General features: G+C 51.2%; 23 protein-coding genes. 19 read left to right on the top strand and 4 right to left on the bottom strand.

What is annotated here, in order from left to right:
• The 11 genes from ABEB26_RS19075 to ABEB26_RS19025 all read left to right on the top strand — a co-directional run.
• Window positions 1-286: hypothetical protein (locus tag ABEB26_RS19075; RefSeq protein ID WP_345723633.1), on the top strand; the 286-nt coding region annotated here is incomplete at its 5' end.
• 303 nt (window positions 287-589) lie between these two features.
• Window positions 590-1,723, top strand: coding sequence for a homocitrate synthase (locus tag ABEB26_RS19070; RefSeq protein ID WP_345723632.1), 1,134 nt, complete (start codon window positions 590-592; stop codon window positions 1,721-1,723).
• Between the two features lie 97 nt (window positions 1,724-1,820).
• Window positions 1,821-3,086, top strand: coding sequence for a 3-isopropylmalate dehydratase large subunit (locus ABEB26_RS19065; RefSeq protein ID WP_345723631.1), 1,266 nt, complete (start codon window positions 1,821-1,823; stop codon window positions 3,084-3,086).
• Window positions 3,087-3,114: 28 nt separating this feature from the next.
• On the top strand, window positions 3,115-3,612 hold the full coding sequence (locus ABEB26_RS19060; RefSeq protein WP_345723630.1) for a LeuD/DmdB family oxidoreductase small subunit: 498 nt from the start codon (window positions 3,115-3,117) through the stop codon (window positions 3,610-3,612).
• 2 nt (window positions 3,613-3,614) lie between these two features.
• Window positions 3,615-4,610 carry an isocitrate/isopropylmalate dehydrogenase family protein gene (locus tag ABEB26_RS19055; RefSeq protein WP_345723629.1) on the top strand — a complete coding sequence of 332 codons (996 nt, stop codon included), beginning with the start codon at window positions 3,615-3,617 and terminating at the stop codon, window positions 4,608-4,610.
• A gap of 182 nt (window positions 4,611-4,792) precedes the next feature.
• Window positions 4,793-4,960, top strand: coding sequence for a lysine biosynthesis protein LysW (gene lysW / locus ABEB26_RS19050; RefSeq protein ID WP_345723628.1), 168 nt, complete (start codon window positions 4,793-4,795; stop codon window positions 4,958-4,960).
• A 13-nt stretch (window positions 4,961-4,973) separates the two neighbouring features.
• Window positions 4,974-5,837: a lysine biosynthesis protein LysX gene (gene lysX, locus ABEB26_RS19045; protein WP_345723636.1), complete on the top strand. Its 864-nt coding sequence runs from the start codon at window positions 4,974-4,976 to the stop codon at window positions 5,835-5,837.
• Window positions 5,838-5,866: 29 nt separating this feature from the next.
• Window positions 5,867-6,901, top strand: coding sequence for an N-acetyl-gamma-glutamyl-phosphate reductase (argC, locus tag ABEB26_RS19040; protein WP_345723627.1), 1,035 nt, complete (start codon window positions 5,867-5,869; stop codon window positions 6,899-6,901).
• Between the two features lie 195 nt (window positions 6,902-7,096).
• Window positions 7,097-7,900: a [LysW]-aminoadipate kinase gene (locus ABEB26_RS19035; RefSeq protein WP_345723625.1), complete on the top strand. Its 804-nt coding sequence runs from the start codon at window positions 7,097-7,099 to the stop codon at window positions 7,898-7,900.
• A 26-nt stretch (window positions 7,901-7,926) separates the two neighbouring features.
• The gene (locus ABEB26_RS19030; protein ID WP_345723624.1) at window positions 7,927-9,108 is read left to right on the top strand and encodes an aspartate aminotransferase family protein; all 1,182 of its coding nucleotides are present in this window, start codon (window positions 7,927-7,929) and stop codon (window positions 9,106-9,108) included.
• Complete coding sequence (locus tag ABEB26_RS19025; RefSeq protein WP_345723623.1) at window positions 9,105-10,160, top strand: [LysW]-lysine hydrolase; 1,056 nt, start codon at window positions 9,105-9,107, stop codon at window positions 10,158-10,160. Before ABEB26_RS19030 ends, ABEB26_RS19025 begins: the two co-directional genes overlap by 4 nt.
• Here the strand turns inward: ABEB26_RS19025 and ABEB26_RS19020 are convergent, their stop codons facing one another.
• Window positions 10,161-10,520 carry a VOC family protein gene (locus ABEB26_RS19020; RefSeq protein WP_345723622.1) on the bottom strand — a complete coding sequence of 120 codons (360 nt, stop codon included), beginning with the start codon at window positions 10,518-10,520 and terminating at the stop codon, window positions 10,161-10,163.
• A gap of 220 nt (window positions 10,521-10,740) precedes the next feature.
• Here ABEB26_RS19020 and mscL point away from each other — a divergent pair, with 220 nt between their 5' ends.
• Window positions 10,741-11,112, top strand: a complete 372-nt coding sequence (gene mscL, locus ABEB26_RS19015; RefSeq protein WP_345723621.1) for a large conductance mechanosensitive channel protein MscL — start codon at window positions 10,741-10,743, stop codon at window positions 11,110-11,112.
• An 85-nt stretch (window positions 11,113-11,197) separates the two neighbouring features.
• On the opposite strand, the gene ABEB26_RS19010 is transcribed toward mscL, so the two are convergent.
• Both ABEB26_RS19010 and ABEB26_RS19005 read right to left on the bottom strand, forming a co-directional pair.
• Window positions 11,198-13,705, bottom strand: coding sequence for a sugar phosphate nucleotidyltransferase (locus ABEB26_RS19010; RefSeq protein WP_345723620.1), 2,508 nt, complete (start codon window positions 13,703-13,705; stop codon window positions 11,198-11,200).
• A gap of 293 nt (window positions 13,706-13,998) precedes the next feature.
• On the bottom strand, window positions 13,999-14,370 hold the full coding sequence (locus ABEB26_RS19005) for a VOC family protein (protein WP_345723619.1): 372 nt from the start codon (window positions 14,368-14,370) through the stop codon (window positions 13,999-14,001).
• A gap of 230 nt (window positions 14,371-14,600) precedes the next feature.
• On the opposite strand from ABEB26_RS19005, the gene ABEB26_RS19000 reads away from it, so the two are divergent.
• The 6 genes from ABEB26_RS19000 (at window position 14,601) to ABEB26_RS18975 (ending at window position 22,879) form a co-directional block, all read left to right on the top strand.
• Window positions 14,601-17,522 carry an ATP-binding protein gene (locus ABEB26_RS19000; RefSeq protein WP_345723618.1) on the top strand — a complete coding sequence of 974 codons (2,922 nt, stop codon included), beginning with the start codon at window positions 14,601-14,603 and terminating at the stop codon, window positions 17,520-17,522.
• Window positions 17,523-17,605: 83 nt separating this feature from the next.
• Window positions 17,606-18,520 (top strand): DMT family transporter, encoded by a 915-nt coding sequence (locus ABEB26_RS18995; RefSeq protein WP_345723617.1) that lies wholly within the window; start codon window positions 17,606-17,608, stop codon window positions 18,518-18,520.
• A gap of 66 nt (window positions 18,521-18,586) precedes the next feature.
• Complete coding sequence (locus ABEB26_RS18990; protein WP_345723616.1) at window positions 18,587-19,663, top strand: putative periplasmic lipoprotein; 1,077 nt, start codon at window positions 18,587-18,589, stop codon at window positions 19,661-19,663.
• A 90-nt stretch (window positions 19,664-19,753) separates the two neighbouring features.
• Window positions 19,754-20,848, top strand: coding sequence for an alpha-hydroxy acid oxidase (locus tag ABEB26_RS18985; RefSeq protein ID WP_345723615.1), 1,095 nt, complete (start codon window positions 19,754-19,756; stop codon window positions 20,846-20,848).
• Window positions 20,849-21,007: 159 nt separating this feature from the next.
• Window positions 21,008-21,259, top strand: coding sequence for a hypothetical protein (locus tag ABEB26_RS18980; protein WP_345723614.1), 252 nt, complete (start codon window positions 21,008-21,010; stop codon window positions 21,257-21,259).
• Between the two features lie 18 nt (window positions 21,260-21,277).
• Window positions 21,278-22,879 (top strand): ABC transporter ATP-binding protein, encoded by a 1,602-nt coding sequence (locus ABEB26_RS18975; RefSeq protein WP_345723613.1) that lies wholly within the window; start codon window positions 21,278-21,280, stop codon window positions 22,877-22,879.
• Window positions 22,880-22,947: 68 nt separating this feature from the next.
• On the opposite strand, the gene ABEB26_RS18970 is transcribed toward ABEB26_RS18975, so the two are convergent.
• On the bottom strand, window positions 22,948-23,607 hold the full coding sequence (locus tag ABEB26_RS18970) for a PspA/IM30 family protein (RefSeq protein ID WP_345723612.1): 660 nt from the start codon (window positions 23,605-23,607) through the stop codon (window positions 22,948-22,950).
• A gap of 175 nt (window positions 23,608-23,782) precedes the next feature.
• Between ABEB26_RS18970 and ABEB26_RS18965 the strand changes: the two genes are divergently transcribed.
• Complete coding sequence (locus tag ABEB26_RS18965) at window positions 23,783-24,502, top strand: LysM peptidoglycan-binding domain-containing protein (protein WP_345723611.1); 720 nt, start codon at window positions 23,783-23,785, stop codon at window positions 24,500-24,502.
• Window positions 24,503-24,546 lie beyond the last annotated feature (44 nt).

Below are 24,546 nucleotides of genomic sequence, written 5' to 3'. Positions count from 1 at the left end.
ATCACATCAGAAAATGGTATACTGGGCATTGACGGAACTCCTGTTGATGGTTGGTAAGCACATCCATCGTGGGACTTCCGTCTTGCTTTGTCAAGGGATTTTTTCGTTATCACTCACATCAGGCGTATACTTGTATTTTATCTATCGGTTACTTGAAAAATTAAATATGAACAGCAGGGTTATTAAAATTGATCTCCCCGACCCCCAACAACCGATCCCCGATGCCCAAAAATCATCACTTGACAAACTCAAACCTGCCTGCTATGCTTCGCGACAGAACTTTTGATGGTTTGTGGAGTTTGTTACTATGTTCAGTCAACAATTGTACCTGAACTCGAAAAAACGTAGCGCAAAGAAGCCAGGCAGCGAGTCTGGGTTATTGCGTCGCGTCTAAACAACACTTCACGCGCTCAATAAACACCAAGGCTCGCCGCACAAAACGGCGAGTTTTTTTGTATCCAACGTCGGTTTGAAAGGATTTTCCCATGGCCATACTCAAGCAACTTAAACGCATCAGCCATATCCACCGCCCTGCGGCTGTTCGCCCTGAATTGTTCACCGGATGTTCTTGCGGAAGGATTGTGCTTTCATGACCCGTCAGTTTGCAATCGTTGATACCACCTTACGCGAAGGCGAACAATGGGCCAACGCCCATTTCAGCACCGAAGATCGCCTTACCATCGCCAATTTGCTGATTCAGTTTGGCGTTGAATATATCGAAATGACCTCTCCCTGCGCCTCGCCGCAAAGTGCGGCAGATTTGCGCACCATCGCAGCCTTGCCGCTCGGCAACACCAAGCTGCTGACCCACACCCGTTGTAACCTTGATGACGTGCGGCTCGCCGCTGAATGTGGCGTGGCTGGCGTAAATATCCTCTTTGGCACATCACCCTATCTGCGCCAATGGAGCCATGGTCGCTCAATTGAAGCGATTTTGGCCGAAGTTGGCCCGGTCGTGCGTTTCCTCCAAGAACGTAATATCGAAGTTCGGTTCTCCTGCGAAGATTCATTTCGCACGCCACTGCCCGATTTGTTGCGCGTCTACCAAGCTGTCGATTTGCTTGGGGTGCAGCGGGTTGGCATCGCCGATACCGTGGGCATTGCCACGCCGCGCGATGTTGAGCGAGTGGTTGGCGCAGTCCGCAATGCAGTTCGCTGCGACATTGAATTTCATGGCCACAACGATGGCGGCTGTGCAATTGCCAATGCCTATGCAGCACTCGAAGCGGGCGCAACCCACATCGATACCACAATTCTTGGCATTGGCGAACGCAACGGCATCGCCGCACTCAGCGGCTTAATTGCCCGCCTCTACCTCTCCGAACCTGAAAGTGTTGCAGACTACGCCTTGCCAATGTTGGCCCAACTAGATCACACAGTTGCGGCAATCTTGGGCATTCAAGTGCCGTTCAATGCCTGTATCACCAGCGAAACCGCCTTTGCTCACAAAGCTGGCCTGCATACCAAGGCTGTTTTGGCCAATCCCAGCACCTACGAAGCGATCGATCCCAAGGCTTTTGGGCGCGAACGCAACGTGCTGATTGGGCATCGCCTAACTGGTCGCCATGCTTTGCAAAGCCGCGCCAACGCCCTAGGTTTGGATCTGAGCGACACCACGATTATCGCGATTGCAGCCCAACTCAAAGCTGCCGCCGATGATCAGCCGTTGACGCTCGACGAGGTGGATGCGCTGCTGCGCTCAAGCACCCTCCAAGCAGCCTAACGATTTTTCGAGCAGGCAATTGAAATTGCTATTTCAATGCCCTAGCTTGCTATACCTTGATGTGTCATTTTTCAGCTATTTTTGGGGAGTTTTCGCAATGGGTCAGACATTTGCCGAGCAAATCTTGGGGCATGCTTCCGGTCGTAGCGACGTGCAAGCAGGCGATATGGTGGTAGTCAACGTCGATTTGGTGATGATGCACGATAGCCTCTCGCCCAGCATTATCGAAACCTTGCACAACGAATTGGGTGCTGAACGCGTCTGGGATCGCGACAAAGTTGCAGTGGTGATCGACCATGTTGCCCCAGCCGCCACCGTGCGCCAAGCCGAGCAGCAACAGCAAGTACGGCGTTGGGTTGCCCAACAAGGTATCAGCCATTTGTTTGATGTCGGTCGCGGCATCTCGCACCCTGTCTTGATTGAAGAAGGGCTGGTGCAGCCGGGCATGCTGGTGATTGGCAGCGATTCGCATAGCACTGGCTATGGTGCGGCGGCGGCCTTTGGCTCAGGCATGGGCACGACCGATATCGCGCTCGCCCTCGCCACTGGACAAACTTGGTTCCGCGTTCCCGAAACCGTGCGGGTCAATGCTGTGGGCAATTTTCAGCCGGGCGTGAGCGTCAAAGATTTTGGCTTGTGGGCAGCTCGCACGCTACGAGCCGATGGCGCAACCTACCAAAGTGTTGAGTGGCACGGGGTTGATTTTCTTTCGTGGCGCGAACGCATGACCTTGGCAACCTTGTCGATTGAAGTTGGAGCCAAAGCCGGAATCGTTGCCCCAACTGGCTTGGGCGCTGAACATCCCGTGCCAGAATGGTTGCGGGTTGAGGCTGATGCAAGCTACAGCCGCGTGGTTGAATGCGATTTGAGCACCCTCGAACCACAAGTTAGCGTGCCGCATTATGTCGATAACGTGGTTGATTTGGCTGATGTTGGGCGAGTAGCGGTCGATGTCGTGTATCTCGGCACCTGCACCAACGGCCATTACGAAGATATGGCTGCCGCTGCTAGCATCCTCAAGGGGCGGCGTTTGGCTCCGAATGTGCGCATGATTGTCGTGCCTGCTTCGAGCGAAAGCCTGCATCGCGCCGCCAGCGATGGCACATTGGCTACCTTGTTGGCTGCCGGAGCGACAATCGGTACGCCTGGTTGTGGCGCATGCATTGGCCGCCATATGGGCGTGTTGGCTCCCGATGAAGTCTGTGTTTTCACTGGCAATCGCAATTTCCGCGGACGGATGGGCAGCCCAGGAGCCAATATCTACTTGGCCTCACCTGAAGTTGCCGCTGCCACCGCCGTCACGGGCTACATCACCCATCCACGCAATGTGCTTGATAGCACTGAGCAAGCAGTTTTCGCCTAATTTTTGCAATTGCACAGGAGTCAGCACTATGCCACGGATTTGGGTTTTTGGAAATGATGTCAACACTGATCAGATGGTTCCAGGCCGTTATGCTCCCTACATGTTGGGCGCAAACGACGATGTGCGGCGCTATGCCTTTATCGAAGCGCGGCCCGATTTCGCTCCCAACGTTGAGCCAGGCGATTTGATTATTGCTGGGCCAAACTTTGGCTGTGGTTCAAGCCGCGAATATGCTCCCTTGGCCTTGAAGCGCTGCGGGGTTGGCGCAATTATCGCTCCGCTATTTGCCCGCATTTTCTTCCGCAACGCCTTGAACTTGGGCATTCCCTGTTTCACCACCGATATTCGCGAGCAAGTTGCTGATGGCGATCTTGTGGATTTTGATTTGGCTGCTGGCCTGATCACCAACAATGCCAACCAAATTCAACTACCACCACCAGAAGGCTGGATGCGTGAAGTCTGGGCTGAAGGCGGAATCGTGCCATTCTACCGTCGCCATGGTCGCTTTCCCGCGACAGGAGCCTAAACATGACCAGGTTGTGTTTGATTGCTGGCGATGGGATTGGCCGCGAAGTGGTGCAAGCAGCCCGCCAAGTGCTCGAAGCCTTAGCAGTGCCCGCCGAATTTGTCGAAGCCGAGGCTGGTTGGGAAACCTTTCAGCGCACTGGCAACGCCTTGCCCGAACAAACTTTAGCGGCTGTCCAAGCGGCCAATGCCACCTTGTTTGGCGCAGTTAGCTCACCATCGCAACGGGTCGCTGGCTATCGCAGCCCAATTGTTGGCATGCGCAAAGCGCTTGATTTGTATGCTTGTGTACGGCCAGTCCAAACGCCGCCGCTGGCCAACGCCCGCGCTGGAGTCAATTTGGTGGTGGTACGCGAAAATACCGAGGGTTTGTATAGCGGCCAAGAAACCCGCGAGGGCGATGAACGCGCCACGGCGCAACGAATTATCACCCGCCAAGCCAGCGAACGCATCGTGCAATGGGCAGTCCAATATGCCCAACGCACTGGCCGCCGCAAAATCACGGTGGTACACAAAGCCAATGTGCTGCGCAAAACCTGTGGTTTGTTCCGCGAAACTGCACTGCGCGTGCTAAGCGATGCGCCCGATTTACAAGTTGAAGAAATGTTAGTCGATAACGCTGCTTATCAATTGGCGCGTGCTCCCGAACGCTTTGAGGTGTTGGTCACTACCAATTTGTTTGGCGATATTCTCTCAGATGTAGCTAGCGTTTGGGGTGGCGGGCTTGGTTTGGCAGCATCGGCCAATTATGGCACGCGCACGGCGGTATTCGAGCCTGTGCATGGTAGCGCACCGGATATTGCCGGCCAAGGCATCGCTAATCCATTGGCAACCTTGAGCGCTAGCGTGTTGATGCTGGAATTTGTGGGCTTGAACAGCTACGCCGAGCGTTTGCAAACCGCAATTCAAGCGGTCTTGGCGAATGGGCCATACACACCAGATCTGGCTGGTACGGCGACGACGGCTGAGGTGGTGCAGGCAGTGATCGCTCAATTTTGATCCACGAAGGGGCGAGGGATCAGGGATCAGGGATCAGGAAGTTTTAACGCAGAGGCGCAGAGGGTAAGGCTATTCTTTTGGCTATCGGAATAATTAACTCCCCTCGCCCGCTCGGTGGGAGAGGGGTTGGGGGTGAGGGTACTTCTAAATCCCGACCCCTACTCAATAAAGGAATTAAACAAATGAGTGCAGCATGCCCAGAATGTGAAGCAACGATCGCGTTGGCAGCCGATATTTTGGATGGCGAGATCGTGCCATGCCCCGATTGTGGCGCAGAACTCGAAGTCGTCAGCCTGAATCCAGTTGTGTTGGAATTAGCACCCGAAGTCGAAGAAGACTGGGGCGAGTAAGGGAGTTATGTCAATGCGTGTAGGTATGTTGTGTTCCCGAATTCGGGTTGAAGAAAAGCTGCTGATTACTGAGTTTGAGCGGCGCAATGTCCAATTTGAGCGGATTGATGATGATCAGACATGGTTTGATTTGAATGCTTTGCAAGCCAATCGCCAAGTGCGCGAACAATTTCCTGATGTGATTATTGAGCGTTCGTTGCACCATGGTCGAGCCTTGTACACACTCAAAACCTTGAACGATGCTGGCATTCCAACGGTCAATAATTATAACGTGGCCTTGACCTGTGGCGATAAATTTTTGACCACGCAAGCGTTGTTACGCAACAGCGTGCCATCGCCACGTTGTTTGCTGGCCTACACTCAAGATTCAGCACTCGAAGCGATTGAAAGCTTGGGATATCCGGTGGTGTTGAAGCCAGTGATTGGCTCGTGGGGTCGCTTGGTCTCGAAGATCAACGATCGCGAAGCTGCCGAGGCGGTGCTTGAGCATCGCGACACCTTGGGCAATTATCAGCATGCAATTTTCTACATTCAAGAATATGTCAACAAACCAGGTGGCCGTGATATTCGGGCATTTGTGGTTGGCGATGAGTGTATTGCGGCGATTTATCGCACTAGCGGCCACTGGATCACCAATACTGCGCGGGGTGGTCAAGCCTCAAATTGCTCAATCACACCAGCCTTAGCCGATATTTGTATCGGTGCGGCCAACGCAGTTGGTGGCGGTGTGGTGGCAATCGATATCTTCGAGACTGCCGAAGGCCGCTATTTGGTTAACGAAGTCAATTACACCATGGAATTTCGCAACAGCATCAGCACAACTGGCGTGAATATTCCCGAACGAATTGTTGATTATGTGCTAGCTCAAGCGCAATAGGCGGCGGGCTGTAGCCATTTGAGGTTGTTATGCTTTCAGTTTCGATAGTTGGTGGCTCGGGCTATGTCGGTGGTGAATTGCTGCGTTTATTGTTGGGGCATCCCCATGTCGAGGTGCGTCAGGTCACCAGCGAACGCTTAGCAGGCCAATATGTCTACAGCACTCACCCCAATTTGCGTGGTCGCACGGAGTTGCGCTATAGCCCACAAAGCACTTTGGAGCCTTGTGATGTGTTGATTTTGGCCTTGCCGCATGGCTCAGCCGCCAAAAATATTGAGCATTACGCGGGCCTTGGTCAAGCATTAATCGATTGTTCTGCCGATTTTCGTTTGCGCGACCCCGAAGCCTATAGCCGTTGGTATGGCGAACCCCACCCTGCCCCGCAATGGATTGAGCGTTTTGTTTATGGCTTGCCCGAATTATATCGCGAGCAAATTCGCTCAACTCGCTATGTGAGCGGCGTGGGCTGCAACGCCACGGCCATTAACTTGGCCTTGTTGCCTTTGGTCAAAGCAGGCTTGATCGATCAAACCAAGCCTATGGTCGCTGAAGTCAAGGTTGGTTCGTCTGAGGCAGGCGCGGTTGCCAACGATGGCAGCCATCATGCCGAACGATCAGGCGTGGTGCGCTCGTTTGCGCCAGTTGGCCATCGCCACACTGCCGAAATCGTACAAGCCCATGGCCTTGAAAATGTGCATATTTCAATCACATCGGTGGAAATGGTGCGCGGAGCTTTGGCAACCTGTCATGTGTTTACCCAAGGCTCGGTCAACGAGCGTGATCTCTGGCGAGCCTATCGCGCTGCCGCTGCCGAACAACCATTTCTGAGAATTGTCCATGATCGCAGTGGTTTGCACCGCCATCCTGAGCCAAAAATCTTGGCTGGCAGCAATTATGCCGATATTGGCTGGGCACTCGACGAAGCGACTGGCCGCGTGGTCGCGCTGTGTGCCCTCGATAACTTGATGAAGGGTGCAGCCGGAGCCGCCATCCAATGCTTGAATTTGATGCATGGCTTCAATGAGCGCTTGGGGCTGGAGTTTACTGGGTTGCATCCAGTATAGGCTATGGATTGAAAGCTCATTTCGTTCCCTCACCCCCAGCCCTTCTCCCACGGCGGGCGAGGGGAGCACTCCTGGAGCGGTTCCCCCTCGCCTCGCGGGCGGGAGAGGGGGTTAGGGGGTGAGGGATAGTAAACCATTACATATAACCTGAACCCTCATCCTGCGTGCTCTTCGTGGATCAAATAAGGAAAAATCATGCTAGTAATAAAAATTGGCGGGGCGGCGGGGATCGATTATAGCAACCTTTGTGCTGATATTGCCGGACTTGCCGCCCAAGGCCAACCAATTGTGCTGTTTCACGGTGGCTCGGATGGAGCCAACACGCTTGGCGAGCAGCTTGGGCATCCGCCCCGCTTCATCACCTCGCCATCAGGCCACACCAGCCGCCAAACTGATCGGCGCACGCTCGAAATTTTTATGATGGCGACCGCCTTACTCAATCGCCAATTTGTTGAGCGTTTGCGGGGCTTGGGAGTCAACGCCTTGGGTCTATCTGGCATCGATGGCGGCTTATTGCAAGGCACCCGCAAAACCAATGTTCGCGCGGTCGAAAACGGTCGCGTGCGGGTCATTCGCGACGACTGGACTGGCAGCATCGATCAAGTTAATCGGGGTTTGCTGCAAACCTTGCTAAGCGCTGGCTATTTGCCAGTAATTGCGCCATTGGCGGTGAGCAAGGCGGGCGAACCACTAAATATTGATGGTGATCGCGGCGCGGCCAGTGTAGCAGCAGCCTTGGAAGCGGAAACGCTCTTGCTGTTGACCAATGTCAGCGGCTTGTATCGCAATTTTCCCGACGAAAGCAGTTTGATTGATCGCTTACCACGAACCGAATTAGCCCAAGCAACCGAAAAACTAGCGCAAGGCCGTATGAAGAAAAAATTACTGGGAGCACAAACTGCACTCGAAGCTGGTGTACACCGCGTAATCATTGGCGATGGTCGCCGTGACCAACCGATTAGCGCAGCCCTTGCTGGCCATGGAACGATCATTGAATAAGCGGCTGAGTTGCTAGGAACCAAACCATGACTGAACAACAACCATTTGCAAGTTTAGAAGATGCCCATAGCGCTGGAGTATACGCTAAGCGTCCAATTACGCTGGTGCGGGGCAGCGGCGCAACCCTCTACGACGATCACGGCCAAGCTTATCTTGATTGTGGTTCAGGGATTGGGGTTGCCAACATCGGCCATTGTCACCCAACGGTGGTGCAGGCAATCGCTGAGCAAGCCGCAACCTTGACGGTTTGCCCCGAGGCCTTTCATAACGATCAACGGGCTTTACTGCAAGCCGAGTTGGTGCAATTGTTTCCGGCTGAATTTCAACGGGTCTTCTTGTGCAACAGCGGTACAGAAGCGGTCGAAGCCGCCTTGAAATTTGCCCGAATGGCTACAGGCCGCACTGCAATTGTGGCCACCATGCGTGGCTTTCATGGTCGAACCTTTGGAGCCTTGAGCGCCACCTGGGAGAGCCACTACCGCGAGCCATTTATGCCGCTTGTACCCGATTTCAGCCATATTCCCTACAATAATATCGAGCGGTTGCAAAGCGCGATCAACGAGCAAACTGCCGCTTTAATTATTGAAGTTGTCCAAGGCGAGGGCGGGATTCGGCCTGCAACTGCCGAATTTTTGCAAGCAGCCCAAACAATTTGCCGCGAACGGGGAGCCTTATTAATTCTTGATGAAGTACAAACGGGCTTTGGCCGCACTGGGCGCATGTTTGGCTTTGAGCATTTTGACTTAGAGCCAGATTTAGTTTGTTTGGCCAAAGCCTTGGGCGGCGGCATGCCAATGGGCGCAGTCGTGATCAATCAGCGAGTTGGCGCATTGGCGACTGGCACTCATGGCTCGACCTTTGGCGGCAACCCCTTGGCTTGCGCAGCGGCGCGGGCTTCGCTGCGGGTAATTCATGCAGAACAATTGGTTGATCAAACTGCTGAAAAAGGCGATTGGCTGCTCGCTCAATTGCGTTCGATCAACTCACCCAAAATTCGCGAGGTGCGCGGCTTAGGCTTGATGGTGGGAATTGAACTCAAGGAAAAAGTTGCGCCCTATCTGCAAAAACTGATGAACCAACATCAGATTATTGCGCTTAATTCGGGCAGTAATGTGCTGCGCTTGTTGCCGCCATTGGTGATTGATTGGGCTGAATTAGAGCGCGTGGTAGCAACCTTACGCAGCATGTTCGAGGAGCCTAGCGCATGAACGATCAACAGGCTTTACAGTTAATTGAGGCAATGGTGGCAACGCCCAGTGTTTCGGGCGACGAGGCCGCAATCGCCCAATTATTGGTTGAGCAGATGAATCAGTTTGGCTTCGATGCGCATATTGATGCGGTTGGCAATGCAGTTGGCGTGATTGGCGCTGCTGCTGAAACCGTCGTGTTGCTTGGACATATGGACACGGTGCCAGGCCATATTCCAGTTGAGGTGCGCGATGGCGAGCTATGGGGCCGCGGTGCGGTTGATGCCAAAGGCTCGTTAGCCACATTTATCGCCGCCGCCGCCCGCGCTCATGCCGAACAACGCCTAGCCTATCGGGTGATTGTGGTTGGTTGTGTCGAAGAAGAAGTTGCGTCATCCAAAGGTGCACATTTTGTTGCCCAAACTATGGCTGCGCCAATCTGGTGTATCGTCGGCGAACCAAGCGGAGCGGATCGGCTAACCTTGGGCTATAAAGGCAACTTGCGGGCGCAAATTCGCATCGAGCAAGATGCGGCACATTCGGCGCACGCTAGCCATACCGCCGCCGAACATGGCTGTGAATTATGGCAAACCATCACCCTGCATGCCGATTCGATCAACCAAGGCCGCGAACGAGCCTTCGATCAACTTTTGCCAAGTTTGGTACGCATCGAATCGGGCGGCGATGGCTTGCGCGATTGGTGCGAGTTGCTGGTCAATGCCCGTTTGCCGTTAGATCTTGATCCGGCGGCATATACCGCGATGCTGCAACAACTGCTGCCCAACTATGCTCATTTAAAGGTGAGTGGGGCGACTCCCGCTTTTAGCAGCGAACGGACATCGAGTATTGCGCGGCGCTTTGGGCGAGTTTTTCGCGCCAATGGTCAGCAACCGCGCTATGTGCAAAAAACTGGCACCGCCGACATGAATGTAGTTGGGCCAGCTTGGGGTTGCCCAGTCGTAGCCTATGGCCCAGGCGATGCCGCGCTTGATCACACGCCCCAAGAGCGTTTGCCCTTGGCCGAATATCGACAGGCGATCACGGTATTGACAGCAGTTTTGAGCAACGATTAATTATTCTTGAATTAACTCAAGGCTATTGCCATCGGGATCAGCCACGATTGCCGCTTTGATGCCGCCTGCACTTGGGGGCGTGACGATCGTGCCGCCATGCTGCACCACTTTTTCGAGCGCTCGGGCTAAATCAGGCACACAAACGTGAAATTGCAAGCGGCTTTGCTCAGCAACAACTCCAGCAATCGCATTCGGGCAGAGCAACAAGGGAATATTAACCAAAAACCCCTCATACAGCGTGTGCTCACCATGCTTGATTTTACGAAAATTAGTAAACAGAACTGAATTATAAAAGGCCGCCATTTGCTCAATATTGGTGGCAGCTAGAGTTAATTGGGTAAATGAAATTGGTGACTGCATAATATTCCTCGGCTAATTGTCTTTTGCTAGTGCCCATGCTACCATAGGCCAAGCCCAAACCACCGATGGCAGCACCTCACTCTGGCTTCTACAGCAGCAAGCCACATCGTAACCACCTGCATTTGGCTTAAATAATCGTTAATTTCACCGTAAAGCGCAGCTTTTAGACTACGCTTGTTTGCTCGATGGCCTATTGTGGCATAGTACCGGAGGATACGCGATGTTTAAGGAGTTCAAGGAATTTGCCTTCAAAGGTAATGTTCTGGATTTGGCAATTGGGGTGATTATTGGAGCCGCCTTTGGCAAAATTGTCACAGCCTTGGTTGATAGTATTTTAATGCCATTGATTGCTGCAATCTTCAAACAACCCAAAGTTGATGGGCTACAATTTATGGTTGGCGAAACCCCGATTGTTTATGGGCTTTTTGTTCAGGCAGTGATCGATTTTATCCTAGTGGCACTAGTCTTATTCCTCGTAGTCAAGGGCATCAATTCGACTCGTCGCAAGCAAGAGGCCGAGGCTCCTACCGCACCACCACCAAGCGAAGAAGTCTTGTTGCTACGCGAAATTCGCGATAGCCTGCAAAAGTAAGTTCAAACCCATCTCTAACCATACAGCCGCTCCTACACTTGGAGCGGCTGTATGCTTTGGCAGATTATTGGCTTACTCCTAGACTCTACTGAAGCCCCATGACTAAACCTGCATATTTTTCGGTCAACACCCGAGCTTGATCATCGTTGACCCCCTCAGCAATCACATGAATAAACGGGCCATCGGGATCAGGTAGAATCAGCACCCACTCTGGGCCAAGATCGATCTTAATTCCATCGATGTTGTCTTGGGCACGCTCGGCATATTGTTCGTTGAGAATCCGCATAACTTTGCCCTTGGATTCCCAGCGACATGGCACTTTGTGGTTGGCCATGGCTGAGCGTGGCAATGATCGGCGAATTTCCGAGAGTGGAATTTTGGCGCGAGCCAGCAATTCCATCAATTTAACAATCGCAAATAGGCCATCGGCCACTGGAAAGAACGAAGGGAAAATCAGGCTGCCAGCCCCATCGCCCAAAACACATAAATCGGTGCATTTGGCGGCTTGTTGCATGAGTGCTCCCAAGGCAGTTTTGGTGCGTTGGATGCGACCGCCATAGCGCTCGGCCAATTTATCGAATAAGCGTGGCGCGGTGACTGGCACGGCCACGGTTCCACCTTTGTTGGCCTCCATGGTCAAGGCGGTGACTGCCGCCAACAATTCAATATCGGTTAATCGATGGCCAGTATCATCGACAACGTAAATCCGTTCGCCACCCGAATCAAGCCGCACCCCAATATCTGCATTCATCACGGGCACAATCGCGGTGAGCCGTTGCATGCCAGCATTAAATTGATCGGCGGTTTGGAACAGGCGATCTTCATCGATTTGGGCGTTGAGTTCAACTAAATCAACATTCAAGCGCCGCAGCAAAATGCCCAAAATTTGAGCTGCATTCGATGAAGCATAATCGATCACGATACTCCAAGGGTCTTCCAACTCGGGCAAAATATGTGGATCAAGCGATTCCATAAATTTATCGATATAGACCGAGTTGTAATCGCTGTTTTCAGTGATCCGACCAATTTCATCGAGATAAACGCGGCGATAATCTTCGCGAAAATAGGTGTTCTCGATCTTGCGCTCCATATCGCTGCCCAGATCAAGCCCACGATGATCAAAGAATTTAATATCTACCACTCGATTATCGAACGGCGAAAGCCGCACATGCATGCCACCAGCAGCATTCAGCGCATAGGTCAAATAGCGAGCAGTTGGAATTGGCACCGAATGCAAATCCAACACGTTAATCCCCGCCGATGGAATACCGGCAATCAAGCCACGTTTGAGCATGCGCGGGGTGTAGTGAGCATCGCGATTCATGGTAACGGTGGTATCTTTGGGCAAAATTGCTCCATAGGCCGCCCCAAGTTTGGCACAAAATTCTGGCGTAAGGTCGATATTGACCAAACCAGTAATGCCGTAGCGCCCAAACAGCACCCGCCGCCCTTGCGCACCCCAAATAATCGAAGCACTAACGGTCGCGCCTTCTTCAACTTCTTTCGAGGGCCAAATTTTAACGTTGGGTTGAATCACCGCGCCAGCATTGATGATTGTGCTATCGGCGACCACCACGCCCTCGAACAGCAACGAGCGACTTTTAATATTACACTGCTTACAAACAATCGCCCCGCGTAATTCGGCGCGTTCGCCAACATACGAGTTGCGCCACATGATCGAACGATCAATCGTCGCCCGCGAATCAATAATGGTATAATCGCGGATGACCGATGGCCCAAATACCATCGCCCCACCTTTGATCTTGACCCCATGGCCAAAAAAGACTGGCCCATGAATTTGGGCATCGGGAGCAATCTCAACTTCGCCTTCGATCCAGACATTATCGCCACGATCATGGCCGAGGCGCGGCAAATTGACCATGCCCATCAAATAATCCGAGCAAGCTCGCATATAGGCTTCGATGTTGCCCACATCAGTCCAATAGCCCTCGGCAATATAGCCATAAAGCAATTCGCCGCGACGCAACAAGGCCGGAAACAAATCCTTGGAGAAATCAAACGGCTCACCCAGCGGAATATCATCAAGCACACAGGGATCGATTACATAAATTCCAGTATTGACGGTATCGGAAAAAACCTCGCCCCAACTGGGTTTTTCAAGAAATTGGCGAATTCGGCCAGTATCATCGGTGATTACCACGCCATATTCGAGTGGGTTGGGCACACGGGTGAGGGTAATCGTGGCTTTAGCATTCGAGCGTTTATGGGCTTCGATCAAGGCGGTTAAATCAAAATCGGTTAATGCATCGCCCGAAATGACCAGAATTGGTTCACTATCATCGTCGATTAAACGTGAAGCATATTTAACTGCGCCAGCTGTGCCAAGTGGCACTTCCTCGACCGAATAGGAAATATCAACATCAAACGCCGAGCCATCGCCATAAAAATCTTGAATAATATTGGCGAGATATTGCACCGTAATGATAATATCGGTGATGCCGTGACGTTTCAAAAGTTCAATAATATGGCCCATGACTGGTCGATCGACCAGCGGAACCATGGGTTTGGGCCGACTGATGGTGAGTGGTCGGAGCCGAGAGCCTTCACCCCCAGCCATTAAAACTGCTTTCATGGTCTGCAACCCTCGCAGTGTCAACAATGCAGCACTCAGCGCGGTGGCCAGCACGGGCATTCGAGGGCCGCGCCGTTGTTCAGTATACCAGAAGATATCGGCATATTTGGGTGCTTTCAGGGCATGGTTGAGCGGATGTTGGTGTAGTAGTTGCCAATCAGCATACTCTGACCAGCAAACTACAAGCTTGCATAAGTTGTGCCAGTAGTTGCCGCCCAAAATACAAAATAAATAGGAATCCCTAGCATCTAAGTTAAGCAATTGGCGGTATTAATGACGTATTGCAAGCAAACTTAATACACATCGCCAACTTGCACAAACTCGATCCGATTGCCAAAGGGATCGGCGGCGTAAAAACGGCGCACATGCGGTAGGCTGTCATCTTCAACAATCGCAATACCCGCGCTGATTAATTCAGCCCGTGCCTGCCCAAGATCAGCGACGCGAAAAGCAGGGTGGGCTTTGCGAGCAGGCCGAAAATCGGCTTCTACACCAAGGTGGAGCTCGATTGTGGCACTGCGAAACCAACAACCGCCGCGAGCTTGCAATTGAATAGGCTTGGCAACTTCGTTGAGGCCAAGAATTGTGCTGTAAAACCACCGCGCTTGGGCCTCTTGGCCCGCAGGCATTGCCAACTGAATGTGATCAAGTGCGACAAGTTGCATAACTGCTCCACTACATTCATGATTCTTTTGCTATGATACAGTGGATACACAGGAATTCGATCTAGAAATAGCCTAGGACGTGCATAGATGTGCTCTATAGCTCGGTATATCCTATTGAACATAGGTAACGAATTGGAACAACCTCGCCTCTCAACGGTTGAGCACGATTGCGCTGTACTGCTTAATGGTTGGTGGGGTAGCATCGTACCAAGCATCTTGAGGAAACTGCTATGAGTCTTTATCCGACCTATGTTGAACGCCCACGTTTACTCACTTTGACCCAACATGAGCCACGGGTAGTCTTAATCATTGGGTTGCCCAGCAGCGGTAAATCCACAGTATTAGAGGCACTTAAGCACTCCATCAACGCCCCGTCTGCCTTGATTCAGCTTGAGTCAGCCAATGATCCACCGTTGCTACTTCAGGCAATTTGCCAGCAGCTTGGCTTGGCTAGCGAACATCCACACGAGCAGCTTTTGAGTTTGCGCCAACCAACCTGGATTTTGATCGACGATCTTGATCGGATCTTGGATGCTTGGGGCACATTTTTGCCTGAACATGCTTGGCTGGTAGCATTATTGAAAAATCCAGCGCTGCATATCGTTGCCACCTCGCTGCACATCCCCAACTTGCCCATGATTCAACAATGGATTATTCGACGACACTTAGTGGTAATTGGCATGCAGGAGCTAGCCTTCACCAACGCCGAATTAATCGCCTTGGCCCAAAAACGCCAACTGAGCCTCAGCCCAGCCCAAGCTGATCAGCTGATCGAATTGACTGACGGTTGGGTTGCGCCCTGTATTTTTGCGCTCAATCGCTCGGGCGTACTCAATCAATCAGCGCTTGAGTGGGTCATGCAAGACGTGATGGCAAGTTTGCCTGAACCCTTGCAGCATAGCTTAGAAGCTTGGCTATGGATCGCCCCCGATTCACTTGAATTGCTCCAAACGCTGTTGCCGAAGCACGATTTGCACCGTTTGTTAATGAGTTGGGAATATGCAGGCTTGATCGTTGAAGCAAATTTACGCTTACAACGCTTGCCTGAAGTTGGTTTGCGTAAGCGTTCGCATCCTCAGGCGGCCTATTTGACTGAATTTTTTGCCCAAGCTGGCGATTGGTATCTGACTGAGCAACGCCTGCTCCAGTTTGTGCACAAGATGCAACGCTTACAACGCTGGGATGTGATCAATCATTGTTTGACTCAACAGATTGATGTAATTAACAATGAACGGTTTTTTGGTGAGCTTGTCAAAGCCCTAAATGATGTGCCAGTGCAGCAACTTGCGCCTAAAGTTGGCTGGCTGTTGGTGCGCAGCTATCACCTTGGCTTACGCAATGCCGAAAAAGCCTTGCTCTTAGTTAATCAGCTGCTTGGGATTCATCAACAGCCTGATCAGCAACGGATGTTTCTATTACTTAAAGCCGATATGCTGCGGGCGCAAGGGGCAATTGGCGAGGCCGATAGCTTGATTCAGCCCTACTTGAATGACCCCGATCTATCGCCAGCCGATCAAGCCCGAATTTTGCGGACACATGCGATTTATTTGGCATCCTTAGGCCAAGATGATGCGGCGATTGCCCATTTTGAGCGTGCCCACAAACATATGGAGCATTCAGGGGTTAATCGCTTGCTTGGCCTGATTTTGGGCGATTATGCCAATGCGGCGGCGCGAGCCGGACGTTATTCCTTGGCTGATCGGCTTTTGCGTCAAGCAACCTCGCTCTGGGAAGAAATGGCATCGCCCTCGGGGTTATCGCAAACCTTAAATTTACGAGCGCTGGTGGCACTGCACCAAGGCCAAATGAGCGATGCAGCTCGCTATGCCCAACAAGCCTACGATAATGCCAGAATTTCCGATATTCGGGCGGCCAATGGAGCTTTGGTGACGCTTGGTGATGTGGCTTTGGCTGATCGCGATTGGACAAGTGCAATTGGCCGTTATCGCTTGGCGCGTGAGCAATTACGGGCGAGCAATGTTGTCGATTATCACATTATTAGCTATGCCTTAGCCTTAGAATCGCAGGCCACACGCCATAGTTCACTTGAGCAACTTCAACGCCTATTGATTGAGATTGACACCACCACTGCTCAAAACCCACTCGATCAGGCTTGGTTGGCGGTGGCGCGTAGTGCTGCCAATTTAACGCTTAAAATTGATGGCACGATTCCGCTACTACAACGGGCATTGGCTGGTTTGGATAACCAAGGATCATTAGCCAAAGGCTTGCTTTACCTGTTATTAAGCGAAGCTTTTTGGCAACGCCATGAGCTTGGTGAAGCTCAACGCGCTTGGCAAGCGCTTGATCAATTAATTGTTGATGGCCGAAGTGGCTTGCCAGTGCTGTTATCGGCGCTGACCGTGCACTTGCCTGATTTGGTCAACGAGGCCTATACCCAATGGAATTCGCCATTTGCGGCGCGGGTGCTGCGCCATAACCTGCCGCCAATGCCCCAAGCATCAAAATTGATTGTGCGTTTGATGGGCCAAATGCGGCTTGAAATGGATGGTAAACAGGTACGAATTCCGCGCCAAGGTATGTTGTTAATCGCCTTGTTGTTGTTGAACCCAAGCGGCATGACTGCCGATGAATTGCGTGAAAAAATTTGGGGCTTTGATAGCAGCAATGATGGTTGGCGCAAAATGCTGCAACGGACTCGCAAAGAATTGCCTGATTGTGTTGTGTATGATGGTTCGCTGTATCGTTTGCGCTTCCCGCACCCGGAGATCGATGCCGATATTATAGCGATCAAACAGACCTCGTTGCTTGGTTCTGAAGCTACCTTAGAGCGCTTACAAGTTGCCGCTGAGTATGCAAGCCAAGGATTTTTAGTCGGCAGCAATGCACCATGGATTGAGCATGAACGCAAAGCGTTGGCGCGACGTGGAGCCGAAATTTGGATCTCAATCGGCAATCAATGGTATGACGTACAGCGATTTGACCAAGCCCAAAAAGCCTTTGAGCATGCTATGAAACTTGATATTTTGAATGAACGGGCAGTGGTTTTAGCAATGAACTTGGAAATTAATCAAGGCCGCCGAACTGAAGCCTTGGCAATTTATGATCGCTATCGCGAGGCTTTACTCGAAGAGCAGGGTCTTGATCCTTCAGGTGAACTCCAAGCATTGCAAAAACATGTGTTAGATTAAATCTCTTTTCAATAGGAGCGAGGCCTCGGCACTGCATGCTATACTTGGCCAATTCTCAGCACACTTAATCTAGGATCAAGGCTATGCGTGGATTGTTGTTGGGCTTATTGGCCTCGCTCTTTTTTGCTTCGACCTTTGTGCTCAATCGCTTGATGGAGTTGGCGGGCGGCCATTGGCTGTGGAGCGCCAGCCTGCGCTATTTGTTTATGCTGGTTCCGTTACTGGCGATTGTGGCATGGCGCGGTAAACTCGGTTTGGTGTTGCACGAGCTAGGGCAACAGCCTTGGCAATGGCTATGCTGGAGCACAATTGGTTTTGGCTTATTTTACGCACCGCTCTGTTTTGCTGCCAAATATGCTCCGGCTTGGCTGGTTGCTAGCACATGGCAGATCACAATTATTGCTGGAGCCTTGGTTGCACCGTTGTTGCAAGCCAAAGCTGCACCCAACCAACCTGCTTGGCATTGGCGCAGTTTGGCAATTTCGGGCCTGATTTTGTTGGGTGTGGCGGTGATTCAATTGCAACATGCAGCGGCGATTGGCTGGCGCGAGGTGCTTTTGGGCTTTGTGCCAGTTGTAATAGCCGCGTTTGCCTATCCGCTGGGCAATCGCGCCATGATGCAACTATGTGGGCAGCGCTTAGCAACATTTGAGCGAGTGCTCGGCATGACGATTGCCAGCCTGCCGTTTTGGCTGATTTTAGCAGGCCTGGCGGCAACCACGGTTGGTTGGCCGAGCACAAGCCAACTGTTTCAATCATTGTTGGTTGCGCTGTTGGCGGGCGTAATTGCAACTGTGCTATTTTTCAAAGCGACTGATTTAGCTCAGCACCATCAAGGCCAATTGGCAGCAGTTGAGGCAACCCAAGCAGGCGAAGTCGTCTTTGCCTTGGTTGGCGAGATTGTAATTTTGCATAGCCCTGCGCCAACAGCACTGACCTTGGCAGGTCTTGGGGTGATCATTTTAGGCATGATGTTGCACAGTTGGTTCAGCCACTAAAGCCATTTAATATCCATTTAGGCTTGCTATGCTCATTCTAACAACAATTTTAGAAGGAGCAAGGTTATGCTACGTCGCCTGTCATGGATTGGAATGCTGCTGTTGTTGGTTGGTTGCGATGCACCAGAGCCAGTCGCATGTTTTATTCCAATTATAAGAACCCCAACTACTCAACTAGCAACTGATCAACGCTTAGTTATGATCGATCAGATTCTGGCGATTGAACCAGCCCCAATTCAACCAGTTCAATTGCGTTTTGCCTTAACAAGTGATCCTTCCAAGGTATTTGTGATTGATCTTAGTCAACAACATAATTATTTTCATTTGTATCAACTAGAAAGTTTTTTTGATATTCGCTTACCGTACACACTTCAATGTCAACTGCCTGATGAGCCATTTCATTATACCTTTACCCTTGAGGTTGTTTCAGGCGATCAAACCGATAGCCAACCATTAGAATTAGCATATCAAGCAGATATTAATGCATTTGGGTATTACAGTCTCGATACAAGCGGAGCAGGCACAGATATTAAATTTGGCCCGCTAGTGATTGTATTAGCAGTAATCACCCTTTTAACACTGTACAAAAAGATTTATATTGACTTTTTTGCGCTAGAATTATATCAACATCAAGCGGTGAAGATAGCATTAGTTGTAAATATTATTATGGTTTTAGTGATTTTTAATATCAATTATTATAAATATCTCAACAGTAATCCAATGTATTGTTATTCTTTCAATGGGAGAAATAATCAACAATCAATGATGAAGGGCACAATTATGCTACCAAATTCAATCATCACTCAAGATATCGATAATACACTATACCCGATGTATAGTACTAAAGATAGTTATGCATTTGAAACTAGTATTCATCAATACTATCACAAACATCTACCACCAATCGAATCGATGCCTGGGTATCCTGATTGTGATGATGATTATCAATTTTCCTATACTGATAATTATGTAATTAAGCATGGTGACGACATTGAAAATCATTCAATCTCCATTATCGCAAGTCGTAAACCAACGCTTGATCAAGATATTGAAGTTGTTCGATTTGAGAATTTTATCGTTGCACTGCTGGTTTTAATCATCTTTTCAATTCCAATTGGATTTGTGATCCAATCCAAACGCTAAGCATTAGCTCAATTGTACTGCCGAAATTGGTTTGAGCATCTGCTACACTAGAGCCACCGGATTATTTCAGGCTGCGAAAGGATCGCTGCAATGAGCAAGCCGATTAATCTCCACGAGTATGAGCAACAGGCAATGACGCTGTTGGATGGCCCAACCTGTGATTATTATGCAGGTGGCTGCGAGGATGAAGTGACCTTGCGGGCGAATCTGCTTTCGTTTGAGCAGGTGCGTTTGCGACCACGCTTTTTGGTTGATGTGCGTGAAGTTTCAACCGCGACAACCTTGCTAGGCAAGCCACTTAACTCGCCAATTTTGGTTGCACCATCGGCCTACCATGGGTTGGCGCATGCTGAGGGCGAATGTGAAACCGCCCGCGGTGTGGCTCAAGCTGGCTCAATTTTTACTGTCAGCACCCTCGCCACCCGCTCGTTGGAAGAAGTTGCGGCAGCTGCTGAATGCCCACTCTGGTTTCAATTGTATGTCTATCGTGATCGCAGTGTGTCGGAGCGATTAATCGCCCGAGCCGAGGCGGCTGGTTATCAAGCCTTGATGTTGACGATCGATCGCCCGTGGCTTGGGCGGCGCGAACGTGAGTTGCGCAGTGGTTTTGGCGTGCCCGCCCATTTGAGTATGGCTAATTTTCGCGATGTACCAGCCGCCCAAAATTATCGTCGTGCTGGCCCGAATGCCTTGCCCGATCCCAAAGCCGATATGTTTGATGCTGGATTAACCTGGGAATCGATCGCTTGGTTGCGCTCAGTGACCAGTTTGCCCATCATCGTCAAAGGTATTTTGACCGCTGAGGATGCGCTGTTGGCGGCTGAGGCAGGTGCGGCGGCAATCGTGGTTTCAAATCATGGTGGCCGCCAAATTGATGGTACGGTTACCACGCTCGAAGCGTTGCCCGAAGTGGTCGCAGCCTTGGCCCAAAGTACGTGCGAAATTTATATCGATGGCGGGATTCGGCGCGGCAGCGATGCACTTAAAGCCTTGGCCTTAGGAGCGCAGGCAATTATGCTTGGGCGACCAGTCTTATGGGGCTTGGCAGTGGCGGGTAGCTCTGGAGTTGCCGATGTGCTGACGACCATGCAGCGCGAATTGCAACGCTCGATGGCACTGTGTGGCCGCCCCAATTTAGCCAGCATTGATCGCAGCTTAGTGCGACCGAGCGGCATGGTTTTTTAAAATAGAGGGGTCAGGGATCAGGCCATACGACAGGAACCCTTCGTGTGCTTCGTGCTCTTCGTGGATCAAAATCTGATCCCTAGGCCCTGACCCCTGATCCCCAGCCCCTGATCCCTCGATCACAATGGTATAATTCATGATTACTAGGAGGTCGTACTCATGAATGGTTTTGTGGTTGGCTTGACCCTAACGATGATCCTTGGTGGGTTGGTCTTGATAATTGGGCCAATCTATTTGCGCCGCCGTTGGGATAACGAGACCCAGCGCAATTGGGAGCACGATGAATTTGATCGCAAGGTCAAGCGCTATAACGATGATATTGCCAACCGCCAGCGCGATTATGATATTGTCAGTGTGCTGAGTGGCCGCGAAACGCCGACCGTGGTTGATCGCTATCGTGATAAAGATTGAGCGTGAATTGAGCGCGGCGTGATTGATTTTCAACAGGTTAGCTATTACTATCCCCAAGCCACTGCCCCAGCGCTCGATCGCTGTACTTTGCAGATTGCCGAAGGCGAGTTTGTATTGGTTTGTGGCGCTTCGGGCAGCGGCAAATCAAGCCTCCTCCGCGCAATCAACGGCTTAATACCCCATTTTCATGGTGGCACATGGCAAGGTCAATTAAAAGTATGTGGCCGTGATACCCGCCGCAATTCACCGCGTGATTTGGCTGAATTGGTCGGTTTTGTGTTTCAAGACCCCGATGCTCAGTTTGTGGTCGAGATTGTCGAGGATGAACTGGCTTTTGCCATGGAAAACGCTGGCTTGCCTCAAGCGATTATGCGCCGCCGAATTGAAGAAGCGCTCGATCAGCTTGAAATTGCTCATTTACGCCATCGTTCATTGACAAGCCTGTCGGGCGGCGAACGCCAGCGCGTAGCGATTGCCGCCGCATTAACCGTTCAGCCGCAAATTTTGGTGCTCGATGAACCAACCTCGCAGCTCGATCCCCACACTGCCGAAGAAGTCCTGACCGCGTTGCAAAAGCTCAACGCCGATTTAGGCTTGACGATTGTGCTCTCGGAGCATCGTTTAGAGCGTGTGGTGCAATATGTCGATCGAATTGTCTGGATGCATGCTGGCAAAATTGGCTTAGCTGATGCACCACAGCTGGTTTTGGCACAGATGCCATTTGCCCCGCCATTGGTCGAAGTTGCCCGCCATTTTAATTGGCAGCCCTTGCCGCTGACTATCAAGCAAGGTCGTGCCGCCGCGCGTCAACAGCCAATTACGTCCCAAGCCCAACCAATGCCTGTTGCCACGTTGGGTGCAGAACTCTTGCGCTCCGAAGCATTAGATGCCAGTTATGCCGATCAACCAGCGTTGCACGGTGTAAATGTGCGTTTGCATGCTGGCGAAATTGTGGCAATTATGGGGCGCAATGGCTCAGGCAAAACCACCTTATTGCGCCATTTGGTGGGCCTACAACAACCAATTCGTGGGCGGGTGCTGCTGCAACAACAACCCATCGCCAATCGCCCGGTTGAGCAATTGGCTCAGCAGATTGGCTTCGTGCCACAAAACCCCAGCGATATTCTGTTTCACCCCAGTTTGGATCAAGAGCTTGCGTGGACGCTTACCAACCATGGTCAAGCGGCTGATCCAGGGCAGATTGAACAGACCTTGCAACGTTTGAATTTGCTACACCTACGTGAACGTCATCCGCGTGATCTTTCGGGTGGTGAGGCTCAACGGGCCGCCTTCGCCGCGATTGTGGTGGCTCGCCCGCAAATTCTCTTGCTCGATGAACCAACTCGTGGCTTAGATTACGCAGCCAAACAGCAATTAGCCAATTTTCTGCAAAGCTTAGCCAGTGAACAACATGGGATCATCGTAGTAACTCATGATGTGGAATTTGTGGCGTTGTGTGCTCAACGGGTGGTGCTGTTAGGCGAAGGCGAGGTGGTAGTCGAAGGCACGCCCCAAGTGGTTTTGGGCGATTCACTACTGTTTTCGACCCAAGTTGGCAAGCTGTTTCCCAAATTTGGCTGGTTGAGCGTGGCTGATGTGCTGACTGGCACGCAACAATAATCAAATCAAAACCCTCTGCTATCAACTATTAATAAACAGAGGGTTTTATGTCAAATCGAATTAACGGTTCAGCTTTGATTGACTTTGGCTTTGAGTGCCGCCAATTCCGATTCGAGCGAGGTTTCTTGCTCCAAATTGCGGAATTTATTTTCGAGTGAATCGCCTTCTAATTTGGCCATGGCTTCAGCTTTATACAAGCGATCGTCAATTCGTTCTTCCATTGTTCCTAAGCGATCGCCCAATTCGCCACTACCTTGCATATTTTGCAGGGCGCGAGTGGCAGCCTCTTGTGAATCGGCGCGGCTGGTTTTGGCTTTGATCAAATCGCGTTTGGCGCGAGCTTCATTAATTTGTAGTTCCAAACGGCTGATCGAATTCCGGAAATCTTTGACTTGGGCATTTTGGGTTTCCGATTGGGTCGCATATTCGCTGGCGGCGGCGCTGAAGTGGCGCTTGCGTTCCAAGGCTGAGCGAGCCAATTCTTCGTCGCCACGTTCAAGCGCATTGACTGCTTTGCGTTCCCAATCCTCGGCTTGCTTACGGTTTTCGTCGCGCTTTTGTTCCATGCGCGTGGCCTGCCCCATCGCCATAGCCGTGGCTCGTTTGGCCTCGCCATATTGAGCCTCAAGCTGACGAATATACTCATCGGCCATGGTTACGGGGTTTTCGGCACGATCAAACAAGGCGTGCAACCAAGCGCGGATAAGGTCTTTGATTCGTTTCCACATAGCGTTTTGCTCCTACTGACTACTGTTGAGTAGTACGGGTCAGCCTTTGGAATGTTGCTTAAGCATACCTGATCTGCAAGACCAAACGCAAGGATCAACCATTGCATTGTGCCCGTTGGCATCTATAATGCTTGTATATGCCTGCGTGACAATCGCTTGCTAAAGGAGTTGAACCATGGCCGATAAGGAAAAGAAGGGTTTGTTTGGTAATTTGGCTGATCAAATGAAGGATGCAATTGAGCAAAGCCGCGAAAGTGCCGAAGCTAAGCCCACTGGCCCAGCCCCTGGTAACGTGATTGGCCAAATGATGGAGCGCTTGCACGATATTCAAGAGAAGCAGGAAGAAGCGGCCTCGTCATCAGTATCCAACGCAGTGAATGTGATCAAAGATGCTCAAGAGGCGGCCAAAGAAGCCCGCGAAAAGGCCGAAGCTCAATCGGCTGCGACCAACAATGCGGTTGCTGATGCACTGCGTCAAGCTCAAGAAGCTGCTAAAGCCCAAGAAGCTGCCAAAGCTGAGGCTGCCAAAGCCGAAGCCGAAAAAGCTGCTGAACAACGCTACACGGTTCAAGGTGGCGATACCTTGGGCAAAATTTCAGCCCGCTTCTATGGCGATGCTGCTCAATGGCGACGAATTTATGAAGCCAATCGGGCGATCATCGGCAATAATCCCGATGTGATTAGCGTTGGTCAAGAATTTGTGATTCCCGATGCAAGCACACCACTGCCAGCCCAACGAACGTATACTGTGCGACCAGGCGATACCATGCGAGCAATTGCCCAGCGCTTTTATGGCGATGAAATGCAATGGAAACGGATTTATCAAGCCAATCGCGACCGCATCCCCAACCCCGATGTGATTCACGTCGGCCAAGAATTTATCATCCCCGAATAGCACATAAGGTAATCAGGCACTAGACTATAGGCTATTGGCTTTTG

Origin of the sequence: Herpetosiphon gulosus (assembly GCF_039545135.1) — a bacterium.
GTDB lineage: Bacteria > Chloroflexota > Chloroflexia > Chloroflexales > Herpetosiphonaceae > Herpetosiphon > Herpetosiphon gulosus.
The sequence above is the reverse complement of the archived record's forward strand: the minus strand, read 5'-3'. Positions and strand labels throughout refer to the sequence as shown.